Source organism: Tunturiibacter empetritectus (genome assembly GCF_014201375.1).
Lineage (GTDB): Bacteria > Acidobacteriota > Terriglobia > Terriglobales > Acidobacteriaceae > Edaphobacter > Edaphobacter lichenicola_D.
In genome coordinates, this window is record NZ_JACHDZ010000007.1 from 247,982 (window position 1) to 273,552 (window position 25,571).

17 protein-coding genes are annotated in these 25,571 nt (G+C 60.5%); 7 read left to right on the top strand and 10 right to left on the bottom strand.

What is annotated here, in order from left to right; all coding sequences use genetic code 11:
* Positions 1-44 precede the first annotated feature (44 nt).
* Both carA and HDF10_RS18820 read right to left on the bottom strand, forming a co-directional pair.
* On the bottom strand, positions 45-1,184 hold the full coding sequence (carA, locus tag HDF10_RS18815) for a glutamine-hydrolyzing carbamoyl-phosphate synthase small subunit (RefSeq protein ID WP_183816165.1): 1,140 nt from the start codon (positions 1,182-1,184) through the stop codon (positions 45-47).
* A gap of 395 nt (positions 1,185-1,579) precedes the next feature.
* Positions 1,580-1,891 (bottom strand): Rieske (2Fe-2S) protein, encoded by a 312-nt coding sequence (locus HDF10_RS18820; RefSeq protein WP_183816167.1) that lies wholly within the window; start codon positions 1,889-1,891, stop codon positions 1,580-1,582.
* A 314-nt stretch (positions 1,892-2,205) separates the two neighbouring features.
* On the opposite strand from HDF10_RS18820, the gene HDF10_RS21255 reads away from it, so the two are divergent.
* Complete coding sequence (locus tag HDF10_RS21255) at positions 2,206-3,147, top strand: alpha/beta hydrolase (RefSeq protein ID WP_183816169.1); 942 nt, start codon at positions 2,206-2,208, stop codon at positions 3,145-3,147.
* 53 nt (positions 3,148-3,200) lie between these two features.
* Positions 3,201-3,599 (top strand): DoxX family protein, encoded by a 399-nt coding sequence (locus tag HDF10_RS18830; protein WP_183816171.1) that lies wholly within the window; start codon positions 3,201-3,203, stop codon positions 3,597-3,599.
* A 322-nt stretch (positions 3,600-3,921) separates the two neighbouring features.
* On the opposite strand, the gene HDF10_RS18835 is transcribed toward HDF10_RS18830, so the two are convergent.
* The 4 genes from HDF10_RS18835 to HDF10_RS18850 form a co-directional block, all read right to left on the bottom strand.
* Positions 3,922-5,226, bottom strand: coding sequence for a DUF1501 domain-containing protein (locus HDF10_RS18835; RefSeq protein ID WP_406706755.1), 1,305 nt, complete (start codon positions 5,224-5,226; stop codon positions 3,922-3,924).
* 142 nt (positions 5,227-5,368) lie between these two features.
* The gene (locus HDF10_RS18840) at positions 5,369-7,597 is read right to left on the bottom strand and encodes a DUF1800 domain-containing protein (RefSeq protein ID WP_260177996.1); all 2,229 of its coding nucleotides are present in this window, start codon (positions 7,595-7,597) and stop codon (positions 5,369-5,371) included.
* A gap of 237 nt (positions 7,598-7,834) precedes the next feature.
* Positions 7,835-10,021 (bottom strand): alpha-ketoacid dehydrogenase subunit alpha/beta, encoded by a 2,187-nt coding sequence (locus HDF10_RS18845; protein ID WP_183816175.1) that lies wholly within the window; start codon positions 10,019-10,021, stop codon positions 7,835-7,837.
* 165 nt (positions 10,022-10,186) lie between these two features.
* Positions 10,187-12,496 (bottom strand): sodium-translocating pyrophosphatase, encoded by a 2,310-nt coding sequence (locus HDF10_RS18850; protein WP_260177997.1) that lies wholly within the window; start codon positions 12,494-12,496, stop codon positions 10,187-10,189.
* Between the two features lie 215 nt (positions 12,497-12,711).
* On the opposite strand from HDF10_RS18850, the gene HDF10_RS21260 reads away from it, so the two are divergent.
* Positions 12,712-14,400 carry a S8 family peptidase gene (locus HDF10_RS21260; RefSeq protein WP_183816177.1) on the top strand — a complete coding sequence of 563 codons (1,689 nt, stop codon included), beginning with the start codon at positions 12,712-12,714 and terminating at the stop codon, positions 14,398-14,400.
* 48 nt (positions 14,401-14,448) lie between these two features.
* Here the strand turns inward: HDF10_RS21260 and HDF10_RS18860 are convergent, their stop codons facing one another.
* The gene (locus HDF10_RS18860; protein WP_183816179.1) at positions 14,449-14,823 is read right to left on the bottom strand and encodes a hypothetical protein; all 375 of its coding nucleotides are present in this window, start codon (positions 14,821-14,823) and stop codon (positions 14,449-14,451) included.
* A gap of 137 nt (positions 14,824-14,960) precedes the next feature.
* On the bottom strand, positions 14,961-15,323 hold the full coding sequence (locus HDF10_RS18865) for a hypothetical protein (RefSeq protein ID WP_183816181.1): 363 nt from the start codon (positions 15,321-15,323) through the stop codon (positions 14,961-14,963).
* 117 nt (positions 15,324-15,440) lie between these two features.
* Between HDF10_RS18865 and HDF10_RS18870 the strand changes: the two genes are divergently transcribed.
* A complete protein-coding gene (locus HDF10_RS18870) occupies positions 15,441-16,373 on the top strand; it encodes a mechanosensitive ion channel family protein (protein ID WP_183816183.1) in 933 nt (310 codons plus the stop codon).
* 124 nt (positions 16,374-16,497) lie between these two features.
* Here HDF10_RS18870 and HDF10_RS18875 read toward each other — a convergent pair whose 3' ends face one another.
* Entirely contained in the window at positions 16,498-18,687 is a 2,190-nt protein-coding gene (locus tag HDF10_RS18875) for a thioredoxin domain-containing protein (protein WP_183816185.1), read from the bottom strand.
* 221 nt (positions 18,688-18,908) lie between these two features.
* Positions 18,909-21,029 carry a TolC family protein gene (locus tag HDF10_RS18880; RefSeq protein WP_311732820.1) on the bottom strand — a complete coding sequence of 707 codons (2,121 nt, stop codon included), beginning with the start codon at positions 21,027-21,029 and terminating at the stop codon, positions 18,909-18,911.
* A 534-nt stretch (positions 21,030-21,563) separates the two neighbouring features.
* Between HDF10_RS18880 and HDF10_RS21080 the strand changes: the two genes are divergently transcribed.
* The 3 genes from HDF10_RS21080 (at position 21,564) to HDF10_RS18895 (ending at position 25,348) form a co-directional block, all read left to right on the top strand.
* Entirely contained in the window at positions 21,564-22,592 is a 1,029-nt protein-coding gene (locus HDF10_RS21080) for a tRNA pseudouridine synthase A (RefSeq protein ID WP_260177998.1), read from the top strand.
* Positions 22,592-23,959, top strand: coding sequence for a M20/M25/M40 family metallo-hydrolase (locus HDF10_RS18890; RefSeq protein ID WP_183816187.1), 1,368 nt, complete (start codon positions 22,592-22,594; stop codon positions 23,957-23,959). The genes HDF10_RS21080 and HDF10_RS18890 overlap by 1 nt, the downstream gene beginning before the upstream one ends.
* 537 nt (positions 23,960-24,496) lie before the next feature.
* Positions 24,497-25,348: a hypothetical protein gene (locus HDF10_RS18895; protein ID WP_183816189.1), complete on the top strand. Its 852-nt coding sequence runs from the start codon at positions 24,497-24,499 to the stop codon at positions 25,346-25,348.
* Positions 25,349-25,571 lie beyond the last annotated feature (223 nt).

Genomic DNA, 25,571 nt, shown 5'->3' on the forward strand with positions numbered 1-25,571 from the left:
CTTTTGCGCCGAAAAAATGCGCGACCAAAGCCGCGCTATTTGTCTTATTTTTTGAACTCTTCCATCATCTTCCGAAAATCCTTGAAGAGATAATGCGAGTCATGCGGCCCCGGACTTGCCTCAGGGTGATACTGCACGCTGAACATCGGATCGGTCTTGTGCCTCAACCCAGCCAGCGTCTGATCGTTCAAGTTCGTATGCGTCTTCTCAACATCGGCCGGCAGCGAATCAGGATCCACGTTGAAGTTATGATTCTGCGCGGTAATCTCCACCTTGCCCGTCTGATGATTCATGATCGGGTGGTTCCCGCCGTGGTGCCCAAACTTCAGCTTGTAGGTCTTGCCGCCCAACGCCAGCCCAAAGATCTGATGTCCCAGGCAGATCCCGAAGATCGGCTTCTTCCCCTGCAGCTCCCTCACATTCTCAACCGCGTACCCCAGCGGCTCCGGATCTCCGGGCCCATTTGAGAAGAACACTCCATCCGGCTCCATCGCCAGCACATCCGCAGCCGGGGTCTTCGCCGGAACCACCGTCACCCGGCAGTTCTCCCGCGTCAGCATCCGCAGAATATTTTCCTTGATCCCAAAGTCATACGCGACCACGTGCATCTGCTTCACGTCGCCCTCAACCGCAGGTGTCAGTAGCGAATCGCCCGTCTGATTCTTCGGCTCATTCGCATCCCACTCATAAGCCACCTTTGTACTAACGACGCTCGCCAGATCAGTCCCATCCATCTTGCGTATCGACCGCGCCTTTGCCACCAGCGCATCCACGTCAAGATTCTCGCCAGACGCAATCACTCCGCGCATCACACCATTCGCCCGCAGATGCCGCACCACCGCACGCGTATCAATCTCCGCAATCACCGGCACGCCGTAGCGCTCGAGATACTCATCCGCCACCTGCGTCGAACGCCAGTTCGAACTCATCGGCGAAAACTCCCGCGTCACCAGGCCTTCGATAAACGGCTTCTTCGACTCCGCATCGCTCGGCGTAGTCCCATAGTTCCCAATATGCGGATTTGTCAAAACCACGATCTGACCCGCATAGGAAGGATCGGTAAAGATCTCCTGATAGCCGGTCAGTGATGTATTGAAGACCACCTCGCCCGAGCATTCCGCCCGCGCGCCAAAACTCTTACCCCGAAAAACGCGCCCATCTTCTAGCGCCAGTATTGCCTGCATTGCCTCTCCTGCCTGGAGTGGATTTAATAGATTCTATCAGCATTTACGCTGCAAAACGCTGACCGCAGGCAAATCCCTTGGCACGCAAAAAGACTCGGCACAATGGCCGAGCCCATTCACATTCTGTTCAAACTCTAGCTGTGGTGATGATGATGGTGGTGGCGATGATGATGACGGATAGACGCGTTAGCAGGTACTACGGCACCGGCAAGAACAACGAACGCAACGACAGCGAGAAACAACGAACGCAACTTCATGGCAGAACTCCCTCTCAACCAGCCACTCCTTCGAGTGGTCTGTCAGTAGATGCAGCTTAGCCTGCCATCTTGTGGGTTAGAAACATATATCTCCAAAAACATCCGGGACGTTCCGACCTTGATTCCCTAAACGGATCGCTACTCAATATCCACCAGAACATCCTCCCCCTCCACCCGCAACGGAAACACCTCCACCCGCTCCTCCGCCGGATACTCCGCCAACCCCGTCTTCGCGTTGAAGGCCCACGAGTGCCACGGGCACACCACCGCTTCCCCCTCAATCCAGCCCTGTCCCAGCGGTCCCTGCCGATGCGGACAAACATTATCCAGCGCCGACAACTCCCCATTCACATTCGCCAGGCAAATTGCGACGCCCTCTACCTCGGCCTCCATCACCCGTCCCACCGGCGGAGCCTCCGCCACCCCACACAACCTCACCCACTGCGCCACTCGAAATCCTCCGCCATCTCCATCTTAGAACCTGTCCAGAAACTATGTCCTGCCGGACGGGCCTCCAGCGCAAAGTGCGGGCGTTCACATGCCTCTTTAGAGCTTCGCGTGGTCCTCCGGTTGGTCGGAATCATCTTCCTCGCGACCAGCGGGAGCGCCAACCGAAGGGGTATACAAGTCACGAAGTGACCGCCGCCCGCGCAGGGCGCCCGTCCGGCAGGACAGTCCCTGGACAACTTCTTAGAGCCTCGCACTCGCCAAAATGACTCAGCCCTCTCACTCCGAATGCTAAAGTCGATACAGAAGCCCGACTCATGCCCCGCCCCACGCCGAAGCCCAGCAAGCGCACCCCGCCAACCAACGCCCAGCCTGAAGTCGTAAGCCCTCTCTGGCTCCTCAAGGCCATCGCCCTAACCATCATCGCGGCCTTAGTCTGCGGCTACCTCACCCTCTGCCTCCTCTTCTATCAGGGCCAGTGGCAGTTCGTCCTCCACCCCACCCGCACCTCTGCCGCTCCCGTCTCCATCGCAGGCACCCCCTACGAGCTCATCCGGTTCGGCCCCGATGAGTCCGCCACCCCCCAACTCACCGGCTGGTGGATTCCCTCCTCCCCCAACGCCCGCTACGCCCACGCCACCATCCTCTTCCTCGCCGGCGCCGACGGCTCCCTGACCAACTCCATCCCCACCCTCGCCAGCCTCCACAACCTCGGCCTCAACGTCTTCGCCTTCGACTACCGCGGCTACGGCCAAAGCGCCGCCACCCGCCCCAACCAGCAAAACATGACCCATGACGCCGACTCCGCCTGGCAGTACCTCACCAACTCCCGAGCCATCCCCGCCCAACAAATCATCCCCTACGGAACCGGCGTAGGAGCCTCCCTGGCCACCCAACTCGCCGCAAATCTTACCGTCATCCCAGCCCTCATCCTCGACGCCCCCCGCGCCGACCTCCTCCCCGTAGCCCAGCGCGACCCCCGCGGCCGCCTCCTCCCCGTCCGACTCCTCTTTCACGAGCAGTTCCCCCTCGCTACGCCGCTCTCCACCCTCAGAACCCCAAAGCTCCTCCTCTCCCGCAGCTCCTCACCCGACCAAAGCTTTCGGACCGCTGCCGATCCCAAACAAACCGTTGAACTCCCGACAGACTCCGACTCTCTCTACACTCAAAGCCTCACCCGATTTTTAGATCAGTATGTAGCGCAGTCCCTATCGCCCGAGCCAACCCAACTCGTACCTTCCCCGGCACCCACCCACTAAGATCCACTCCTCTTCACAACTCTCCGCGATACCCTTTTCCAAAAGGGATTCTTATGACCAAATGGCTCAATAGCCTCCAACCCACGGGCGCGCTCCTCATGCGCCTCATCCTCGGTGTCTCCATGGCCGTCCACGGCTACCAGAAGGTCCTGCCCGTCAGCGCCCTCCACCACTACGCCCACTACGTCACCACCCTCGGCCTGCCCTACTGGCTCGGATACGTCTCCGCCTACACCGAGTTCGTCGGCGGCATCCTCCTCATCCTGGGTCTTCTCACCCGCCTCGCCGCGTTTCTGGTCGCTACCAACATGTTGGTAGCCTTCGTCACCGTGGGCATCCATCAGGGCTTCGGCATCTACAACTACATCCTCGCCCTGGCAGCCCTGGCCATCATGCTGATCTTCTACGGCGCAGGAACCATGGCCCTCGACCGCAAGATAGGCTTCGCCTGACCCGAAGCCCGCGAACGCAGACCGACTAAACCGAAAAATCCCGACCAAAAAGGAGTGAAGGCTCCCGATACTCTGGGAGCCTTACATTGTGGTGGGGAGTTCTTTTGTTGCGGATATTGGAAGCCGGAACTGTGGGAACTGCAAGCCCGACTGTCGTGTGTTACATCCAATAAGACGCAGTATCTAAAGAAAAGTTGCCGCGCTTTTTCCACTATTTTGTATTTTGTTGATTTTTACATTCCATAAACAGAATAGTGACACTGTAAAGACATTCCCACCTCGCGAGCCTCGTCACGCCTGAGCCCGTCCCGCCAACAGCCTGTCACGCCTGAGTAAGATTCAAGAACTCACTCGGACTCACCCGCGCTCCCGGAAACACCATCTCAAGATTTCTCGCGCCCAAAGTCTTGTAAGCCGCCTCACCCAGCACCCGCCGGAAGTCTGTCGTCACCGTCAGGTCCCGCCCTTCATTCAGCTGTTCATTCGCAAGCCCAGGCCACTTGCCATAAACCTTTCCACCCTTCACCCTGCCACCCAGCACAAACATCACATTCGCATGGCCGTGGTCAGTCCCGCCCGTCCCATTCTGCCGAGCCGTCCGTCCAAACTCCGACATCGTCACCAGCGTCACATTCTCGGCGTCATCTCCCATGTCCCTCCAGAACGCCGCAATCGTCTCAGAAAACTCCTTCAGCCGATTCGCCAGCTGTCCATTCACACTCCCCTGGTTCTGGTGCGTATCCCAGCCGCCAATATCCGAGAACGCCGCCTCCACCCCCAGGTTCGCCTTCATCAGCTGCGCCACCTGCTTCATGCTGTTGCCAAACGCCGTATTCGGATACACCACCCCCGCCGCAGGCTGATACTTCGCCGGGTCCGCCGACTTCAGCATCTTCACCGCCTCGAACGTCTCCTGCCCGGTCCCATGCAGCACCGCGTCCGTGCTCTCGTCATACATCGCCTGAAACGCATTGCTGATCGGCGAAGCCTGTGGTCCCTTCCCAGCCACTGAAAAATCCGCCAGATTACTCACCGCAATCGCGGGAATCTTCCCCTGCAACGTCCGCGGCACCTGAGTCCCCAGCGCCACCGCACGAAACGCCGTAGGCTTGTCCTTCAAAACCTCCGCCTGCAACGCGCGATTCAACCACCCATCCACCGTAACCTTGACCCCCGGCGTCCCGCTCTCCATATAATCCTGCGCGTCAAAGTGTGATCGCGTCGTATCGGGCGAACCCGCCGCCTGAACAATCGCCAGATGCCCCTGCTCATAGAGCGGCTTGAACGCCGTCATCGCCGGATGCAGCCCAAAAAATCCATTCAGATCCAGAACATCCTTCTCCTGAATCGCAATCGAAGGCCGCATCGCATAGTAGTTCTTCTCCTTGTAAGGAACCACCACATTCAGTCCATCCACCGCGCCCCGTTGAAACAGCACGACCAGCTTCTTCTTATTAGCCGCCGCAGTAGTCACCTCAGCCAGAACGCTCCGCGACAAAAACGCCGGAATCGTCGAGGTCCCGATCAGCGCCAGTGCTCCACCCTTCATAAATCCGCGCCGCGTCACCTGCCGCCGAGCCGCATCGCGCCCATGAAGATCGCAACCCCAATCGCTCTGATCCGCCATACTCTTCATGCTCGCCATCTTAGACCCCAGTCCGCGTATCACATCACGCCATCTGCATCTACAAACGCGTTTCTTTACGAGAAGTTGCCAAAGCGGAACAGTCAATTGCAGTCACCACAACGCATCTCCACACAGCCAACTCCTACCGCCGTTGAAACTCCGGCGAACCAAGCAGCAACCCAGCCATCCCCGCCGCCTCACGATCAAGCGGCGGCCTCACCCTTTGTTTCGGCGAAGAGATGTTTAACACCTGTGCCATCGGCTCCTGTTCATTCGCCCTGATCCCGAAGCTCTTCTCCGCCTGCTGCTGTGTCGTCTGATCCTGAAACTGCGCCAGCACCGTCTCCCGCGTTCGATCGCTCACCGCCTGCCCAAGCAGCGCCACCTCCAGCTTCTTCTCCTTCTCCGCAGCCGAATCTCCCGCCACCACCAAACCCTGCCCCGAACCCTCCCCCAGCAGCCGCGCCCAATCCGTCTGCACTCCCCCAACTCTGTCATTACTCAACGACACCGCAAAGTTCAGCCGATTCACCAGATCGCCCGAGTTCACCCACGGCTCCGCCATCCAGCTATATCCATTCGGCGTCTGCATTCCATACAGCGGCATCCCAAGCTTCTCCAGCGCCTGGTAAAGCGGAAACGCCGTCGTCACCTCAGCCCCGCTCGCCCGCACCGCCGACACCACAAACTCCTCCGGCGTCTTCACCTTCGCGCGGCGTATCTCCGGCGACCAGAACTCCGGCGAATCGAACAACGTCCGCAGAACCGTCTTAATATCTCCGCCACTCGCGACGAAAGACTTCGCCATCCTATCCACAAGCGCAGGCGGAGGCGTATCGCTCACAAACCGCACCACCAGCTTCCTCGAAATAAACTGGGCCGTCGCCGGACTGGTCGCCAGCAGATGCAGCACCTCCAGCCCCTCCGCCTCACCCTTCTCCCCAATCTTCTTCCCCAGAACAGTCTTCGTCCCCGGCTCATGCCGCCGCTCCTCAAACCGATACGTACCACTCCGTGCTGGCTGATCGATCGTCCATCCCGTCAGCACCTCCGCCACCTCGGTCACATCCTGCTGTGTATACCCACGCCCGCAGGCCTTATCCAACATGCTCACCGGTCGATCCGCACTCACCTCGCACTGCACGCCCAGCGTATGCAGCTCCATCAACTCCCGCGCATAGTTCTCATTCAATCCGCGATCCTTCAGCGCCTGCTTCACCTGCGGATTCTGCGCAAACTTCGCCAGCCTTCCACCATTCCTCGCCGCTACCGAATCAGGCCCAATACTCTGCCAGTTATCCAGATACATCAACATCGCCGGACTCTTCGCCGTCGCCACCAGCAGATCTTCAAACCTCCCCAGCGCATGAGGCCGAATCACATCCCGCTCATAGGCCGGCAACAAAAATGGCTCATTCTGATTCTTCTTGATGTAGACATTGAAGTGGTTCAACCAGAAGTCGGTCATCACCGCCTCCAGCTGCCGCTCGCTATAAATATCGCGCAGCATCCGCGACTGCAGCAGCTCCGCGCCAATCATCCGCGGCGAACCCTGTAGCACAGCCAGCGTCTCCCGCTGCATCGGCGATAAACCCTCCGCCGCCGCCAGCAGCTCGCTCCTGCTCAAACTCCTGCGAAACCGCACCAGCTCCTCCGGCGGCATCGCCAGAATCCGCTGCATCCTCTCATCCGGAGGCAGGTTGATCACCCGCACCGCATCCAGCCCCGAATAAAACTGCTCCTCATGCGTCGCCATCGCAGGCGTCGCCGGATCCACCCCATCCCCAGGCAGCGCCGCACTCCCCTTCATCTCCTCTGCACTCTTAGCCATCGAGCCATCAACAGCCGAGGCCGCCGCATCCTCACCGCCGTTCTTCGCCGTAACAGCCTGCTCCGCCTCTTTCTTCGCCTTTGCCGCCTTGTAAAACGCAATCTGATCCGCATAGATCGCATGCTCCACAGGATCACTTGGCAGCGGCTCACCCTTCGCAATCATCTGCCGCAACACAGCAGGGCTCGGATACCGCTGCATCAACTCCGCCTGCTCCATCTGCATCGCAGGAAACGCAGCCAGCCGCTCCTCCAGCGCCGAATCGTCGATACTCTGCGGATTCAGCTGCCTCTCGAACCACGCCTTCAGCCCAATCTCCCGCACCGCCGCCACATCCCCCGGCCGCGGCCCAAACGTGAGCCGGTTCAGCGCATGCAGCGCACTCTGGTCACTCTTAATCTGCTGCACCGAAGGCACCACCGCCCTCCTCGTAGCCGCAGCCGCCACCATCGGCTGCTCCACCATCAACACGCACAAAACACCCGAAACCAAAACCCGCACTCCACCGAAAAACACTCCGGCTCTCTGTCCAGATCGCATCGCCACTCCTCACTAAGCGCCGAAAAAACAAGCAGCGCAACCAACCGCAGATTTACACCTACAATCAGAGACACCAAACCAGCGCATCAGTTGCGAAATTCGCGTAGACCCATCCAAGCCCTGCTTCCGACCAACGGGAGGACCGAAGCAGCCAGCCCCGCCAAGACAAGGTATACACGTCACGAAGTGACCGCCCTCCGCGCAGGAGGCCCGTCCGGCAGGACGCCCATACGCCAGCTAGAACGCCGCCAGCTCCGCCATTGCCCGATACAGATCCTCCGGCTGAGGCAGAATCGCATCCTCCAGCAGCGGCTGGTACGCCACAAACGTATCCATCGCCGCCACGCGTCTCACCGGGGCATCGAGATCATGAAACAGCTCATCCCCAATCCGCGCCGCGATCTCCGCCCCATACCCCCAGCTCAACATATCCTCATGCGCCACAATCACGCGGCTGGTCTTCCTCACGCTCTCCGCAATCGCCTCCCAGTCATAAGGAGTCAAACTCCGCAGATCGATCAGCTCCACATCCACGCCAGTATCGCGATTGAGCTTCTGCGCCGCCTGCAGCGCCCGCGGCACCACCGCACCATACGTCAACACCGTCAGATCCTTCCCCGGCCGCACAATCTTCGCCTTCCCAAATGGAATGCAGTAGTCCGGCCCCGGATAAGCCGCCCGCCCAAACGTCTCGCGATACAGCCGCTTGTGCTCCAGAAACAACACCGGATCATCACAACGAATCGCCGTCCGCAACAACCCCAGCGCATCCAGCGCATTCGACGGCATCACCACTCGCACCCCCGGCGTATGTGTAAAGATGCTCTCGCCCGACTGCGAATGATAGATCGAACCACCCGTCAGATATCCGCCAATCGGCACCCGCATCACCAGCGGGCAGCTGAAGTCGCCATTCGACCGCCACCGCATCAGCGAAAGCTCATTCCGCATCTGGTGCATCGCCGGCCAGATATAGTCGAAGAACTGAATCTCCACCACCGGCTTCATCCCACGCACTGCCATCCCAATCGCACGGCCCGTAATATTCGCCTCAGCCAGCGGCGAGTTCCAGCAACGATCGCTGCCAAACTCCGTCTGCAGCCCCGCCGTCAGCTTGAACACACCACCCTTGCCCTTGATCTTCCCCGCCCGCAGCGCACCATCGCGAGTAGCATCGGCCACATCTTCGCCAAACACCACCACCCGCTCATCCCGCCGCATCTCGTCTTTCAGGCAGCAATTAATCAGGTCCGCCATCGTCCGCTCCGTTGCATCCGCAGTCGGCTTCGGCTCGGTCGCAAACCGCGCGTCCATCGAACTCAGATCCTCCGAGTAAACATGCTTCGTAATCGAAGCCACCGTCGGCAGCGTCGCCATCACCGCGCGATCCGCCGCCCGCTGCACCTCTTCATCCACCTGACGCTCCAGCCGGTTGATCCCCTCCGCGTCCAGAATCCCCTCGCGCAGCAACCACATCTGCATCCGCGAGATCGGGTCCCGCGCAGCATCCGCATCCAGCTCCTCCACCGACCGGTAGAGCCTCTCATCATCGCTCAGCGAGTGCGAGTAAGGCCGAATCACATGCCCATGCACCAGCGCAGGCCCCTTCCCGGAGCGGCAATACGCCACCGCCTCCACCATCGCCTTGTAACTCGCAATCGGATCGGTGCCATCAATCTCCGCAAAGTGGAAGTTAGGAAAGTTCGCCACCAGCTTCGAGATATTTCCCCCCGGCGTATTCACCTCCACCGGCGTCGAGATCGCATATCCATTGTCCTCGACCACATACAACACCGGCAGCTTCCCATTCGAGGCCGTATTCAGCGACTCCCAGAACTCTCCCTGACTCGTCGACCCTTCACCGATCGAAACATAAACAACCTCATCGCCATGAAACGTCACATCCTTGAACTCGCGATAGTCGCCGTCATGTTTCTTCGCGGCCTCTGGATGCTTCGTAAAAAATCTCCCGGCCTCCGCACACCCAACCGCATGCAGGCACTGCGTAGCCGTCGAAGAAGACGGCGAAACAATATTCAACTTCCTGCTCGACCAGTGCGAAGGCATCTGCCGCCCCCCACTCGCCGTGTCATCCGCCGCGCCCACCGCCTGCAGCAGCTGCTCCTCCACCGTATTGCCCAGCGTCAGGCAGATCGCACGATCCCGATAGTAAGGAAAGAACCAGTCATACCCCGGCTTCAGCGCCATCCCCGCCGCAACCAGCAACGCCTCATGCCCGGCGCACGAGATCTGAAAAAAAATCTTCTGCTGCCGCTTCAAAACAATCTCGCGATCATCGGTACGCCGCGACAGGTACATCAGCCGATAAAACTCCACCAGCTGCTCCCGCGTCAGCAAGCTCTCCGCCACGCTTCCCGCCGTCTTCTTGCTCTCCTGCACACCCGATCCAGACTGTCTTGCCATACACCCCATCCTTTACATCGAATAGCCCAGCTCATTAACACTACCGACACAGATTGTACCGGGAAGCCGCTACACTTGACTCCCTGACCTCTCGCTTTCCACAGCTAAAAAAATCCAGAAAAATGGGCAACCCGAAGGCCACCCATCTTTCAAGCAGCGGTCAAACTAAACAAACAACGGCGCAAGCACCAGCGTAATCGTAGCCAGCAGCTTGATCAGCACATGCAAACTAGGCCCAGCCGTGTCCTTGAAAGGATCACCCACCGTATCCCCCACCACCGCCGCCTTATGCGCCTCCGACTTCTTCCCGCCATACTGTCCCGTCTCGATAAACTTCTTCGCGTTATCCCACGCCCCACCGCCGTTGTTCATCAACATCGCCAGCAGCACGCCCGAGATCGTCCCAACCATCAACAACCCAGCCACAGCCTCAGCTCCAGCCAGATTCACCGGCACGCCGCCAATCGCAGGAACAGGCAGGATCGTGCCCGGCGCATACAACGCAGAGCTAGCCTGATAGCTCGAACTCAAGTGTCTGAAGATCAGCCCTACTGCCACCGGCAATCCAACCGCCAGCAACCCAGGCACCACCATCTCCTTCAACGCGGCCCCCGTCACGATATTCACGCAACGCGCATAGTCCGGCTTTGAGGTCCCCAGCATAATCCCCGGATTCTCCTTAAACTGATCACGCACATCCTTCACCACCATCTGCGCCGTACGCCCCACCGCCTTGATCGCCAGCGAGCTGAACAGATAGGTCAACATCGCACCCAGCAGCGCGCCCACAAACACCGGGACCTGCGCCAGATTGATATTTGTAAAGCTCCACCCCACCGGCATGTACCCGCCGGCAAGTGCAACCTTATCAGTTACAATTGTTTTGATCTCCTCCAGATAAGCCGAGAACAGAAGAAACGCAGCCAGCGACGCCGACCCGATCGCATATCCCTTCGTCAGCGCCTTCGTCGTATTCCCCGCCGAGTCCAGCTTGTCCGTCCGATCGCGAATCTCATGCGGCTGATTCGACATCTCGATGATCCCGCCCGCATTATCCGTAATCGGCCCAAACGTATCCATCGCCAGAATGTAAGCCGCGCAGCTCAGCATCCCCATCGTGGCAATCGCCGTCCCGTAGATGCCCTTGGCATAGTCGCTGATCCCCGCCACGCCCGCCAGCCCCTGCACGCCGAAGTAGTAACTCAGCAGCAGCGCCGCCGAGATCACCACCACAGGCATCGCCGGCGTCTCCATCCCCACCGCCAGCCCGCTGATAATGTTCGTCGCCGGCCCCGTCACCGAAGCCTCAACAATCGACTTCACCGGACGATAGATCGCCTCCGTGTAGTACTCCGTAATCCACACAAACAGAAACGCCGTCACCAGCCCAATCACACCGCACCCCAGCAACCAAAGCGGCTGCACCTGTGGCCCATTCAACATCGTATAAACCGCAACTGCGAACCCAGCCAGCGCCAGCGCCGAGGTCACATAAAATCCCTTGTTCAACGCGTGCATCGGATCCTCATCCTCACGCGTCTTCACTACAAACACACCGACGATGCTCGCAATCAGATTGATCGCATGCACGATAAGCGGAAACAGAATCCCCTTCACTCCGAACACCGGATAAAGCGCCGCGCCAAGAATCATCGCGCCCACATTCTCCGCCGCCGTCGACTCGAACAAGTCCGCACCACGACCCGCGCAGTCGCCCACGTTATCGCCCACCAGGTCCGCAATCACCGCCGGATTCCGCGGATCGTCCTCAGGAATCCCCGCCTCTACCTTACCCACCAGGTCCGCGCCCACATCGGCGGCCTTCGTATAGATCCCTCCGCCAAGCTGCGCAAACAGCGCCACCAGCGAAGCCCCGAACCCAAATCCCACCAGCTGATACGGCACCGCCTGCGGATGCTCCAGCCCGCCAAAGAACAGGAACAGCACCCCCACACCCAGCAGTGAGAGTGCGACCACCACCAGCCCCGTCACCGCCCCGCCCCGCAGCGCCATCTGCAGCGCCATGTTCAAACTCGTGCGCGCCGCCGAAGCCGTCCGGATATTCGCCCGTATCGAGCAGTACATCCCCGTAAACCCCGCCAGCCCCGAGCACACCGCCCCCACCAGAAAACTCACCACCGTCTTCAACGCATAGGGCGAAGTCCGCGGCGACATCTTGTACCCCACAAACACCACCACCGCCAGCACCAGCGCAATCGACCCGATCGTCTTGTACTGTCTCCGCAAAAACGCCTCTGCCCCCTCGCGAATCGCGTTCGAGATCGCCTGCATCTCCGGCGTCCCCGTATCCGAGGCGATTACCGCCCGCGCCAGCATCAGCGCAGCAACCAACGCCAGCACCCCAACCGCCAGTGCAATCCATAAATAGACGCGCCCGTCGCCGGCGTCCACAGCCGCAGAGGACACCGGAACCTGCGACTGAACGGCCAACGCCAAAATACTTACTCCAACCATGCAAGGGTCTCCTTACGACGAAAACTTTCTCTTAGCTTCACAAAGGCGCAATTAGAGCACGCGCGATCAAACAGGGTCAATGCGTCCGTTAATCGAGCAGGATCAGTCAGATTTCACTCAATCGACAGACTAAAGGAATAGCACACAACCGGACTGGCACTAATGCAAATCCTCGCGCAGCCGATTCATACCTCAGCACAACCACGAGGTCCGCCGTGTCCGTCTTCAACAAAATCGCTTCACCAGAGCTAACTCCCCCAGCGGCTCGCCCCCGTCAGCTCCACCGAAGTATCTCGCGCCTCGCCGCTCTCTTTCTCCCTCTCCTTCCTCCCGCCGCCGTGGCCCAGATCGACACCTCCAGCATCGCGCCCCATCGCTACCTCATCATCTATCGCAACGCAACCATCCCCGGCGATGCCGAGGCCCATCTCCTCTCCGCTAACACCCGCCTCACTCAACGCAACGAGCACCTCGGCATCGCAGCCGTCCAGTCTCCCGCCTCACAAGACGACGCCACCACCCTCCGCCTCCTCGCCGCCCAACCCAACGTCAGCTACGTCCTCCACGACCGAATCGTCTCCGCACTGCGCCTCCGCCTCAAGCCCATCGCACCCACCTCGCACGATAACAACGGAGCACAATCTCTCACGCCAACCACAACCATAGGCCGACTCCCCACCCACGGCCCCATCACCTCAGCTCCCCCTTCCATCACTCCACCCCCAGCCACTCCGCCACCACCCCCAACCTACGATACCTACTACACCTCCACCCCCCAGGGATGGGCCGTCCAGCAGGTCGGCGGCTACGGAAACAACACCCCCGGCGCACCCGCGCACGGCCCCTGGGACACCACCATGGGCAAAGGCATCCGCATCGCCGTCCTCGACAGCGGTGTCGACCGAACCCACCCTGACATCGCCCCCAACCTCGCCCTCAACCTCACCGAAGTCGACCAGACCGCCTATCCCAGCGCCTGCGACGACGGCAGCCCGCAGGATCAGCAAGGCCACGGCACCTGGACCTCCTCCCTCGCCGCCGGAGCCATCGGTCCCGGAACCGGCAAGATCATCGGCGTAGCCCCCGCCGCCACCATCCTCAACATCAAAGTCCTCCAGCGTATGCCCGTCTCCATCACCGGCGACACCAACCCCGCCGACCTCTGCGAAGCCGGCGAAGCCAGCGGCCTTCTCAGCTGGGTCATGAAAGGCATCGAAGACGCCGTCACCAACCGCGCCGACGTCATCTCCCTCTCCGTCGGCGCCACCGCCGACCTTACCACCGGAGACGGAGCCGGCCTCCTCGCCGCCTTCAACCAGATCACCTACGCCGCCGCCCAGGCCAACATCGTCCTCGTCTCCTCCGCGGGCAACGACGGCCTCGACCTCTCCAACCCCCGTTACGTCGAACTCCCCGCACAGTCTCGCGGCGTCCTCGCCATCGCCGCCTCCACCAACCCCGCCTGCGCGCAGAACACCACCCCCGGCGCCACCTGCACCCCCGGCCCCGTCTCGCTCGCCTACTACACCAACTATGGAGCTCCCCTCAACGCCCTCGCCGCACCCGGCGGCAGCTATCCCGACGGCCCCGACACCGGCGTCAGCGGCTGGATCCAGGGCGCCTGCAGCTCCGGCCTCCCCAACACCCTCGACGGCCTCCCAGCCGACTCCGCCCACAGCTACGGCTGCTTCAACCTCGGCCACACCCCGTACGTTCAGGCCATGGGCACCAGCGCCTCTGCCCCCCTCGCCGCCGGAGTCGCAGCCCTCTTACGCGCCGCCCACCCAGGCTGGAGCGCCGCAACCGTAGTCACCGCCATGCGAAACTCAGCCGTCACCCTCCCCGGCCTCTCCATCCCCCTGGTCAATGCCGTCGCAGCCCTCACCCAGCCATCACCGCAATAGTCCTTCATGCGGCCCACCACAAACAATTGCCCCTAAACCACCTGAAGCTCAACCCTTCATCCGCTCTTTAACACTATGGGCAAGCTTCTCAATCTCTCCTGCTTTCTTAACAACATCCACTGACAGGGTATTCTTATTCGTCTTATCCACCTGCTGTTTCAGATCCGTAGCCAGCGCCAGCAGCTTGTCGGTATCCGCCACTAGACGCTTCTGCCGCTCCGTGCTCCTGGCTGCCTCCTGCTGCTCCAGTCGATGCGCCTCCGAAAGGGGATCATTGGTCTCCTTGCCCTCTGTCCCGGATCCTGGCAATCCGAGATTCTGTCGGCCGCCCGACTGAATTTGATTGATAGCCCCACCACTCACCGGTCCCGACACTCCTGCCATCAAAACAACCCCAACCATTGCCAGACAAAACGTTCTCACAGCATCCTCCATCCATTCCCACCGCCGTCATATGCCCGGCCCGGTCATCCCTTTAGCTCAACCCCGCCGAAGCACATTCGCAACCAGCCTTGCAGTAGTTCCCGTCATCCAACAAAGCATTCCCATACCTATATCTGCTAACCCTTCATCCGTTCTTTCACACTATGAGCAAGCTTCTCAATTTCGTCTGCTTTTTTAATCACATCCACTGACAGGATATTTTTATTCGTCTTATCCACCTGCTGCTTCAGATCCGTCGCCAGCGCCAGCAGCTTATCCGTATCCGCCACCAGTCGCTTCTGCCGCTCCGTGCTCCTAACCTGCTCCTGCTGCTCCAAACGATGAGGATCAGTCGTCGGATCCAGATCGCTGGGCTGATGCGCCTGCCCGGGAAAGCGTTGGGGCGGCGTAAATTGTTTAGGCTCGCCCCCGCTCACCCCTCCAGATACACCCATCATCATCACCACAACCCCAATCGTTGCCACTCGAAGCATCTTCATAGCACCCTCCATCACGCCCCGCCGCACACCCCACATCCGCTGCTTGAATTGCATCTTACAAACACCTGACGCATTCTGTTCACAGTATTTCTTTCCCGAAAGCGAGACGCCGTAATCATGCTCCTTCTGGTAGTTCCCCCGCAAGATGAGCGAATCATCGAGGTCATCCAGCACGACTGGCACAACGACATCATCCTCTTCCTGCAGAATAAGCTGCCAAAGATCGCCGTCGTCCTCCTGGTCATCTTCGTCCTCCAGCGCGTCGTTCTCTTCTTCGTCAAAAAGATGCGCACTACCGCCGACCGCCAGGTGGGCAACTTCCACCGCGCCGCCCAGCTCCGCACCATAGCCTCCATTCTGCGCGCCACCTCCTACGGCGTTCTCGGCTTCATCGCATTCCTGCAGCTTCTCAACATCTTCGACATCCCCTACCAGCCCATCCTCGCCTCCGCCGGCATCGTCGGCGTCGGCGTAGGCCTCGGCGCACAGTCCATCTTCAAGGACATGCTCAACGGCATCTTCATCCTCATCGAGGACCAGTACAACGTAGGCGAAGTCGTCGCTCTCGCCGGACTCAAAGGCACTGTCGAAGATCTCTCCCTCCGCAGCACCCGCCTCCGCGACGCCGATGGCACCCTCTACATCATCCCCAACAGCCAGATCGCCAATGTCGCCAACTTCTCCCGCGACTACGCCGTCGCCACCCTTCCCGTCAGCGTCGACGCCAGCGCCAATCCCGACAAAGTCATCGCCGTCCTCACAGCCTTGGCCGAAGCGGTTCGCCAGGATTCCGCCTTCAAAGACATTGCCATCGCCGACCCGGTCGTCCTCGGTGTCGACAAAATCAACGGCCGCGAGGTTACCTATCCCATCCAGCTCCGCGTCCGCGCCAACCAGAGGGACGCCGTCCTCCGCGAACTTCGCCGCCGCATCATCCTCACCTTCGAAAAGGAAGGCATCCCGCTAGGCAACGACCCCGCAAACATGCTCATCCTCCGAGCCCCCAACCCAACAGGCCCCCCAGTACAGCAGCCCCTCATAGGCAGCTAGCAAATCAACCCGACCAACGGGAGGACAAACCGAAGGGGTATACAAGTCACGAAGTGACCGCCCCACGCGTAGTGGGCCCGTACGGCAGGACAAAGAGTCATAAGCAGAAAAAGAGCGGTCCCCCTCATAAAGCCTTATTCATAGCCTCAATCAACTCATCTGCAGTAGAAACCGGAGGCAGGCACCCTCGCCCACTGCAAACCACCGCAAAGCTCCCCTCCCCCCCAAGCCCCGGCAGATGCGGCAGCGTCTCAGCCAGCGCCGGAGGCAGCGCCCCCAGCTGATCTCTCCGCAACCGAATCACGCTCTTATTCACCGCATACCGAGCCAGCGCCACCGCCTCAAGCCTCCTCGCCGCGGCATCGTCCCCAATCACGCAGATCTCCACCGACCGCAGCACCATCCTCTGCAACGCCAGCCCATAGCTAGCCGCATACAACCCAAAGTGCTCCACCACCCCAGCAAACGTCTCCAGCGTCTCCAAAGCCTTCACCGCATAGTCCTCCCGCCCATTCAGCGCCTCCAGCCGCAGCAGCAACGCCGCACCAACAGAGTTCCCCGCAGGCGTCGGCGAGTCTTGCAACGGCTTTCTCCGCGTCACCAGAGCACCCAGCCGCGTCTCACCCTCCCCCAGACTCTCCGTATCGAAGAACGCGCACCCAACCGGGTCATAAAACTTCACCAGCGCGCTCTCCATGATCGCCTCGGCAGCCGTGTAGTACCGCATCTCTCCCGTCAGCTCCCACGCATCCAGCGCCGCATGCCCAAGAAACACATAGTCCTCGAGCACCCCAGCCACCCGTGCACCCTTTCCGCCCTGTTCCCCATAAGCGACCACATGCGCCATCCCAGCCTTGGCGTCCCACGCCTCCGCCAGCACCCGGTCCAGAGACTTCAGCGCGAACGCCCGCACCTCCGGCATATCCAGCACACGCCCCGCCTCCAGATAAGCCGAGATCATCATCCCATTCCAGCCCACGTAGATCGTCTTATCCACATAAGGAGTAGGCCGCCTCAGCCTCGCCGCATACAACTTCTCCTTCGCAGCAGCAAGTCGCTCCTTCGCCACCTCCACCGTGATCGCATTCGCCTTCGCCACTCCCTCCAGCGTTCCCCGCACATGCAGGACATTCTTCGCCGGGTTGTGGTGCATATCGCCGATCTCACCGATGTCATAGTAAGCGCTCGCCACCGCCAGCTCTTCCGCAGTCAGCGCCTCCGCGGCCTCATCCCGCGTCCACGTAAAGTAGTCGCCGTCATCCTCCAGCGAGAAGTCCGCATCCTGCGAAGCATAGAACCCGCCGCGCTCCCGGTCGCTCAGCCACTCATCAATCCACCGAATCATCTCCCGCGCCACCCGAGCCGCCTCCGGCTCCACAAACGTCTGGAACGCATGAACATAGTTCTTCAGCAGCTCGCTATTGTCATACGACATCTTCTCGAAGTGCGGCACGACCCACCGCTCATCCACCGAGTAGCGATGAAATCCCCCCGCTAGATGGTCATAGATTCCACCCCTCGACATCTTCTGCAGCGTCACCATCGCCGCAGTCTTCGCCGCCTCGCTCACATTCTCCATCCCGCCGGCCGACACCCGCGACGCCACATCCAGCAGCAGATCGATCGCCCCCGAGTGAGGAAACTTCGGCTGCGACCCAAACCCGCCCGACCGCGAATCAAACTGCTTCAACGCCGACCCCACCAGCTTCGCCACCAGCTCCGGCCCCGGATTCCCTGCCCTCCCCATAAACGATTCGTTATGCTCAATCGCCGCCATCACGCTTCCAGCCGACTCATTCACCTCATCGCGCCGATTCTGAAACGCCTCCGCCATCGTCAGCAGCACCCGCTGAAATCCCGGACGTCCATGCTGATCCGCCGGAGGAAAATAAGTCCCGCCAAAGTAAGGCTTCCCCTCCGGAGTCAAAAACGCCGTCAGCGGCCAACCACCCTGCCCGCTGATCGCAGACACCGCCGCCTGATACCGCGTATCCACATCCGGCCGCTCATCACGATCCACCTTCACCGCCACAAAGTTGTCATTGATAATCTTCGCCGTAGCCGCACTCTCATACGACTCGCGATCCATCACATGACACCAATGGCACCACACCGCGCCGATATCCAGCAAAATCGGCTTATCCTCCACCTTCGCCTTCTCAAACGCCGCCTCGCCCCACTCCTGCCACTCCACCGGCTGATGCATCGCCGACCGTAGATAAGCCGAAGCCGCACTCGCCAAAGCGTTCAAATGCCCATCAGCCTGCACGTGACTCCCCGCCACTTCCTGACCTGCCGTCCGTTCCTGACTCATAGTCTTCCAGTCTAGTTCAAACGCATCCCAGTCTAGTGCAAACGCACCTCCCGGACCCGCACAGCAAGCCGGGTGCCCCATCGATCGCGTCTTTTGCGATGGGTGGAAAGCACAATGTTCGCCAGCCAGGAGTCTTCCTTACAGCTGCCTGAATCATCCGCTCGCACAAAAAACAAAAGGGCCCGAGCCAAAGCCCGAGCCCTCTCGCAAAACTTCCACCCCTACTGCGGCGGAGCAGCACCCGGATTCACATCAATCGGCTTCGGCGCCTCAGGAGCCTTCGGAGCCGTCAGCCCAGGAATCACCGGCGTCGCCATTCCCGCGCCGCCTCCAACCGCCTGCGCCGCAGCTTCGATACTGATCCCATACCGATCCAGTGTGTTCGCCAGAAGCTGGAACAGCTGCGCACGATCCCTCGCATACGCCGCCGTCGCCGAGATCAGGTTATTCTCCCCCGTCGCCAGGTTCCTCCCCTGCTGCAACACATTCGCAGTCGTCGATGCACCTAGCCTGTACTTCTTCTGTTCCGCATCCAGGCTCTGCGCCGCGAAGTCTCTCGCCGCCTGAGCCGCCTGCACCTGAGCCCGGTCGTTGGTCAACGCATACTGCTGGTTCGTCACCTGGATCCGAATCAGCGTGTAAAGCTGCTGCAACCGCATCTGCGACTGCCGGTACTCCATCTGCGACCGCGCCTGGTCTGCCTGCGCCGTGCGGTTCCGCAGCGTAATCGTCATGTTCACCCCAACGCCCTTATCCGGAGCGTTGTTGTTGAACGTATTCTGAAACACATCGCCATAACCGATCGATGGGAACGTTCCCGGCGGATACGGTTTGCCGGTATTAAAATTAAGGGCATTAGGATTCTGAGCTCCACCCAGTGCGCTTCCACCGTAAAACGCATACGCATCCACCACCGGCAGCAAGCCATTCTTGAACGCCTTGATCGTAATCTCGTTGTTCTTCATGTTCAACACCGCCTGCTCGATCTGCGGATTGTTGGCATACGCCTGCTTCACCAGGTCCTCTACCTGCACGTCCTCCTCAGGCAATCTGTCCAGAGCCACGCGGTCGGTCGGAACCACCGGAGCCTGCGAAAGTTGTGGATCGTTCAGATTCCGCAAAATCGCCTGCTTCATCAGAAGCTGCTGATACTCAAGGTTCGTCTTCGACGCCACCAGCGCCTGCTTGTCGCTCGCCACCGCGCTGTCCGAGTTCACCACATCCAGCGGAGCCAGCGTCCCAATCTCAAGCTGCTTGCGATTATCCGAAGTCAGCTGCGACGACTGCGCCAGTTGACGCTCCTTCGCCTGCTCATCTTCGTAAGCGCTCACCAGCGCCCAGTAGATGTTCTCCACCTGGTTCACCGTGTAAAGCAGCTGCTGCCGAAACGCTGAGTCCGTAATCCGCCGGTCGTTCTTGGCCTGCAGGATAAACCGGCCATTCACGCCCCAGCCAAAACCCTGCAGCAGATGCTGGGTCGCCGTTGCCCGGAAACTGGTAGTCAGAGACGGGCTGAAGTTGCTAAAAGCATTGTCCGTCGTCACGCGCGTATTGTTGAACCCCACCGTCAACTGCGTGCCGGTAAGAAATCCCTGCGCATAATTAAAGTTGTAAGTCCCCGTATCCGTCGTCAACACCGACAACCCACCGCTGAACAGCGTATTCAACTGCGGCTGCGTCGAAGCCTCATACGACAGCTGCCCCGTCAGCACCGGGTCCAGATTCTCCGGCACAGGGCCCCCGCCGTTCGTGCTCACAACGATTCCGCCCACACCCGTACCGCCACCGCCCACGCCCTGCGAGGTCGCTCCCGGTCCACCGCCCGTTGTAATCGTCGTCGTCGTTCCGCCAATCGTATTCGTCAGCAGACCCGTCGAAACGCCGCGCAGCGAAGACCCCGCTCGGGCGCGCAGCAAATCCGTATCCGCAATATCCAGATTGATCCGCGAGATCGCAATATCGTAGTTATTCTCGAGCGCCAGCGTCACCGCATCCGCCAGGCTCAGATAAATCTTCCCATCCTTCAACAAACTTCCAAGCGTCGTATTCCCCATCTGGAAGGTCGGAACCTGAATCGCCGTATAGGGAGCGATCGGATTCCAGATATGGCTCTTCGGCTTCGTATAGTCGCGGCTCGTCGGGCGCATAAACAACGGCTCGGTCGGCTTCGGGTCAGGAGCCTGTGGCAATCCCGCCTGCCCCGTCGTGTCATTCACCACCGGCTGCGGCGCTGCCGGCGTGGTCGGACTCGTCGGCGTCTGCTGCCCCAAGCTCGGCTGTGTGCACAGACTCATCAGCAGCAGTGCAATGCTCGCCGCCCCCTGCATATCCTTTAATCTCACGATTCGCTCTCCAACTCTTTCCTGAAGCTTCTCGACGCTCTACCGGCAAAGCCCGACACCGGCATGGACCACATCGGCATAGACCAATTCCCCGGGACTTCCGGGACTCATAGCTCTCCCAACCCCGCACAACCACACGAGGGGTCAGCCTCACAACCAGATTTTGCAATTCCTATTCAGACGCGCAGCACCTTCCCAAAGACTCTTAAAGACAGCCCCAGATATGCGACCACAGACATGCGATGACACTTATGCGACGACACATGCGACGAACTAGGAAAATGCTGCTAACCCAAACATCGCTCGCTACCTCCACGCTGTCTGGGCTCAGCACAGATACGCACTCATCGCCCGCTTCGTTCCCAACATCTTCAGTAAAAGTGCTTTCCAGTAAAAGTGCACTCGTAGATCCACTCCAAGATGCACTCCCAAATGCATTCCCAGATACGATGCGGTAAGTATATCAACCTCTTGTCCTTACCCAACAATCTCCAAACCCGTTCCGCCCAACCGTGATACCGTCCAAAGCAGCCCATGCCTCACTGGAAGACAATCCTCACCTACGACGGAACCCCCTACAACGGCTGGCAGATCCAACCATCCCTCCCCACCGTACAGGGCACGCTCGCCCAGGCCATCCATCGCGTCACCGGCGAGACCGTTCTCCCCCAAGGCTCCGGCCGCACCGACACCGGCGTCCACGCCCTCGCCCAGGTCGCCACCTTCTCCCTCTCCGTCCCTATCCCCGCCGCAAATCTCCATCGCGCCCTCAACTGCGCCCTCCCACCCAGCATCCGCGTCCTCTCCGTCTCCCCCGTCCCCGAAGACTTCCACGCCCGCCACAGCGCCCGCCGCAAAACCTACGAGTACCGCATCCTCCCCTGCGGCTCCCACTCCCACTCCCATTCAGAAGACCGCATCTGCCCTCCCATGCTCGCCCCCTATGTCTGGGCCTGCCCACTCCCCCTCGAACTCGCCCCCCTGCAACAAGCCGCCGCCCACATCCTCGGCACCCACGACTTCACCTCCTTCGCCGCCGCAGACCCCGACCTATCCACCCGCACCAGATCGCAGTCAGAATTTGACCCCGCAATCGCGCCTTCATCCTCCTACAACGTCACCTCTTCGCCTGCCGCCGCATCTCTGTCTCGGGATGAAAAAAAAGTCGTCATCTCGACCGAAGCTGCGGATAGTCTTATCGTCCGTAGCGAAGTGGAGAGACCCCCGCATTTTGCCGACACACCCACCGATCCAACACCCACCCAAAACGCCGCCAGACCAGACAAAATCATCCCAACCGACAACACCCGCACCATCTTCCACTCCGCCTGGCAGCAGCAAGGAGACCTCCTCATCTACCGAGTCACCGGATCCGGCTTCCTCCACCACATGGTCCGCAACCTCGTCGGCACCTTCGTCGAAGCAGCCGCCAACCGCCTCTCCCCCGACGCCATCCCCAAGATCCTCGCCGCCCGCAACCGCTCCGCCGCCGGCCCCACTGCCCCCGCCCGCGGCCTCTTCCTCGTCGAGGTCCTATATAAAGACGCCGAGGCCCAGCCCTGATGCCAGCCACCGCCTCCGCCCAGCGCCGCATCTCCCGCCTCGCCACTCTCACCGCCGTCCACCGCGCCTTCCACTGGCTGCACCTCCATCAACCCCAACTCCGCCAGTGGCAGCTTGAGCTCGTCCGCATCCCCGCCCCACCCTTCGGCGAATCCGCCCGCGCCGCCTGGTTCCTCGAGCGCTTCCAAACCCTCGGTCTCACCAACCTCCACCTCGACGATGCCGGCAACGCCCTCGCCGAACTCCAACCCGAACCAGCCTCCACTTCATCTCCTACCTCCGCCTCTTTAAATAACGTCATCTCGACCGAAGCGGCGGACAGTCTCACCGTCCGCCGCGCAGTGGAGAGACCCCCGCATTTCGCTGAACCAGCCAATGCCTCACCAATCAGCAGTCAAGCCCAACCCTGCATCCTCCTCTCCGCCCACCTAGACACCGTCTTCCCCGCCAACACCCCCATCCACCCCACCGAAGAAAAAGACTCCCCCCGCATCCACGCCCCCGGCATCTGCGACAACGCCGCCGGCCTCACCGCCCTGCTCGCCATCGCCGCCGCCCTCCGCTTCGCCAACATCACCCCACCCATCCCCATCCTCTTCGCCGCCAACGTAGGCGAAGAAGGAGTAGGCGACCTCCGCGGCATGCGTCATCTCTTCGAACGCGGCCCCTACCGCACCCGCATCGCCGCCGCCCTCATCCTCGAAGGCGGAGGCACCGCCGCCGCCATCCACCGAGCCCTCGGCAGCCTCCGCTTCCGCGTCACCATCACCGGCCCCGGCGGCCACTCCTGGGCCGACGCCGGAACCCCAAACCCCATCCTCCTCCTCAGCCAGGCCCTCACCGAGATCGCCGCCCTCACCCTCCCCACCGACCCCCTCACCACCCTCAACGTCGGCCACATCTCCGGCGGCACCTCCATCAACTCCATCCCCGAGTCCGCCTCCGCCCTCCTCGACCTCCGCTCCACCGACTCCACCCAGCTCCTCGCCACCGCCACCCTCGTTCACCAGATCTTCGACCACATCGTCACCACACAATCCACCATCAACACACCACTCAAACTCCACATCGACACCATAGGCAACCGTCCCGCCGCCACCCTCCCCGACGACTCCCCCCTCCTCCACACCCTCCGCGCCGTCGACCGTCACCTCTCCCTCCGCACCGAACTCCGCCTCGGCTCCACCGACGCCAACATCCCCCTCTCCCGCGGCATCCCCGCCCTCGCCCTCGGCAGCGGCGGCATCGGCGGCGGCATCCACACCCTCCAGGAGTGGTACGACCCCACCGCCCGCGAGACCGCCCTCCACCGCATCCTCCTAACCCTCCTCGACACCACCCAACTCCTCGCCGAAGGCGACCTCTAGCAACAAATCAAGTCACGCGCCGTCATCAAGCTGTTGCTGTCATCGCATATACCTTTGCTGTCATCCTGAGCTAAGCCTGCCGAAAGCCTTTGCCGTCATCCTGAGCGTAGCGAAGGATCCCGAAGAACTCAGACCCACCCGAACCGCCCGTCCCTTTCCACCCACCTCTCCATCCCATTTTTTCTTAGCAACTTTGCAAAAACTACCGGGTTCCCACCGCAGACACAGCAAAAACTTCGCAACTTTACCCCACAAGGCCCTAAAGAGATCAACCTCTATGCCGATAAAGCCGACAGCAAAAGCTACCCCAGCGAAGGGTACGAATCAGCACCACTGATCAATTCGACCTTGGAGGTGCATAAAATTCCACCCCATAGAAAACGTAGAAAATTAAGTGGCAAGCCGCCACAATTAAGCTAAAATCCAGCCCAACAATCCGCAGAACATTCTGGCACGTCTCGAGATCAACCCCCGCGATCCGGCGAACCCAAGGTGTAAAACACACGGCATCCCTCCCGTGTGTTGTGGAGGTCCCCCATGAAGCGCATCTTTGCCTCGTTGCTTCTTCTCCTGCCCGTCTCCCTCACCGCAGGCGCCGAGCAGTTGATTCCAGCCGGTTCAGTCCTCCAGTGCATGGTCTCCGACAAAATCTCATCCAAAACCCTCCACATCGGCGACCCCGTTCTCTGCCAGCTCAGCCGCGTCGAAAAATACGGCCGCTCCGTCCTCCCCTACGGAAGCTACCTCGTAGGCCGCTTTGAAGACTACAAAGATCCCGGACACTTCGTCGGCAAAGGCTGGATGGAGCTCAAATTCGACCGCATCGTCGTAGGCAACGACACCGTCATCCCCATCTCAGCCCGCGTCATCGCAGACTCCGGCAAGAATCCCGTCGACCTTAACGGCCGCATCCTCGGCACCGGGCACGCCACCCGCGACACCATCGAGTGGCTCATCCCCGTCCTCTGGCCCATCGACCTCATCAACCTGCCCCGCCGCGGACCCTATCCCGTCCTCAAGCCCGAGACCCGCCTCACCATCAAACTCCTCGACGACATCGGCATCCCCACCAAGTCCGAGGTCCAGCATCAACCCGAGATGATCTCCCGCTTCAACTACGCCGATCCCACCCCAGCCCCCGTCGAGCGGCAGGCCGCCCCCATCCAACAGGCCTATCCTCAGCCAGTCCAGCAGTCCTACGCACCCCCGCCCTACTATCAGCAGCAGAACCCCTCCGTAGTCGTAGTCCAGGCTCAGGCGCCCGCCCCAACCATCATCCAGCAGGCTCCCGCCGTCGTACGCCCGCACGTAGTCTACGGCTATCCTCCTCCGCCGCCACCCTACGGCTACGCCTATCCACCCCCATACGGCTACTACCGCCCCTACTAGTCGCCTGAGCCAACATTTTTATCTACACCAACCGCCAAAGTTTCGGTCGAGTCAGTAATCGATCGAAGCTTTGTGGCTGTATCGACTACTCCACCCGACGGGCCACTGATCTCTCGATTACTGGAGAGAAGCCGACTTTCTATGAGCAGGTCACTAGTGTCAAGGGATTGTTCTTTGTTTTTCCTTCATAGGGATTCTGCTTTTTGTTGTTGCTCTTGGTATC

Bases quoted from the DNA above. Each gene is read 5' to 3' on its own strand.
- carA (WP_183816165.1), bottom strand. From the start codon at position 1,184: ATGCAGGCAATACTGGCGCTAGAAGATGGGCGCGTTTTTCGGGGTAAG.
- HDF10_RS21255 (WP_183816169.1), top strand. From the start codon at position 2,206: ATGCCCCGCCCCACGCCGAAGCCCAGCAAGCGCACCCCGCCAACCAAC.
- HDF10_RS18830 (WP_183816171.1), top strand. From the start codon at position 3,201: ATGACCAAATGGCTCAATAGCCTCCAACCCACGGGCGCGCTCCTCATG.
- HDF10_RS18835 (WP_406706755.1), bottom strand. From the start codon at position 5,226: ATGGCGGATCAGAGCGATTGGGGTTGCGATCTTCATGGGCGCGATGCG.
- HDF10_RS18840 (WP_260177996.1), bottom strand. From the start codon at position 7,597: ATGCGATCTGGACAGAGAGCCGGAGTGTTTTTCGGTGGAGTGCGGGTT.
- HDF10_RS18845 (WP_183816175.1), bottom strand. From the start codon at position 10,021: ATGGCAAGACAGTCTGGATCGGGTGTGCAGGAGAGCAAGAAGACGGCG.
- HDF10_RS18850 (WP_260177997.1), bottom strand. From the start codon at position 12,496: ATGGTTGGAGTAAGTATTTTGGCGTTGGCCGTTCAGTCGCAGGTTCCG.
- HDF10_RS18865 (WP_183816181.1), bottom strand. From the start codon at position 15,323: ATGAAGATGCTTCGAGTGGCAACGATTGGGGTTGTGGTGATGATGATG.
- HDF10_RS18870 (WP_183816183.1), top strand. From the start codon at position 15,441: ATGCTCCTTCTGGTAGTTCCCCCGCAAGATGAGCGAATCATCGAGGTC.
- HDF10_RS18875 (WP_183816185.1), bottom strand. From the start codon at position 18,687: ATGAGTCAGGAACGGACGGCAGGTCAGGAAGTGGCGGGGAGTCACGTG.
- HDF10_RS21080 (WP_260177998.1), top strand. From the start codon at position 21,564: ATGCCTCACTGGAAGACAATCCTCACCTACGACGGAACCCCCTACAAC.
- HDF10_RS18890 (WP_183816187.1), top strand. From the start codon at position 22,592: ATGCCAGCCACCGCCTCCGCCCAGCGCCGCATCTCCCGCCTCGCCACT.
- HDF10_RS18895 (WP_183816189.1), top strand. From the start codon at position 24,497: ATGAAGCGCATCTTTGCCTCGTTGCTTCTTCTCCTGCCCGTCTCCCTC.